1 protein-coding gene is annotated in these 723 nt (G+C 51.5%); it reads left to right on the top strand.

Annotated elements, in window-relative coordinates:
• Positions 1-191: 191 nt before the first annotated feature.
• A partial coding sequence (locus AC1DSG_RS31520) for a metallophosphoesterase (protein ID WP_477794348.1) occupies positions 192-723 on the top strand: 532 nt, incomplete at its 3' end.

Consider the following 723-nt stretch of genomic DNA (forward strand, 5'->3'; position numbering starts at 1 on the left):
GAGTATGTGCTGCTTCACAAAGTCGAGTGTGGAGCGGTTTACAGCACGTCTACTGATGGTACGAGCGACACGAGACTGCTCACGGAAGTAAAAACCATCTACGAAGACCCAAAGCGTAACGCATCGACGGTTCCGGAATGTCCCACAGTGCTCATGCCTAAAATGCCGGAATAGTTCGAGGCGAATATGCTATGAAGCTCCAAATCTATTCAGATCTACACCTTGGTTTCGCTCCATTCGATCCCGTCCCGCGCGACCCGGACGTAGTCATTCTCGCCGGTGACATTGATATCAAATCTCGCGGCGTGAACTGGGCAAACGACACATTCCAGTGCCCGGTAATTTACGTTTGCGGAAATCATGAGTACTACGGCGGCCACATTGATCACACGCTGCGAAAAATGAAAGAGGCGGCTGCTGCTCACGTGCACGTCCTCGAAAACGAAGTATTGATCATCAACCAAACTAGGTTTTTGGTCACGACTGCATGGACAGATTACTCGTCGACTGGAGATGTCGTTGCCGCGAAACGAGTCGCTTGGGACTGGATGAACGATTTCACCGTGATCAGAACCGATGAAAATTTCCGACGTTTGCGTCCTGATGACTTGATCGCTAGATCACAGGCGGCGTACGCCTGGCTTACTGAGGAGTTGGACAAGCCCTTCGCCGGTAAAACTGTTGTCGTCACGCATCATGCCCCTACGTCGGAATACGTGAGTC

The sequence above is a fragment of the Pseudomonas sp. P5_A12 genome, assembly GCF_056400685.1.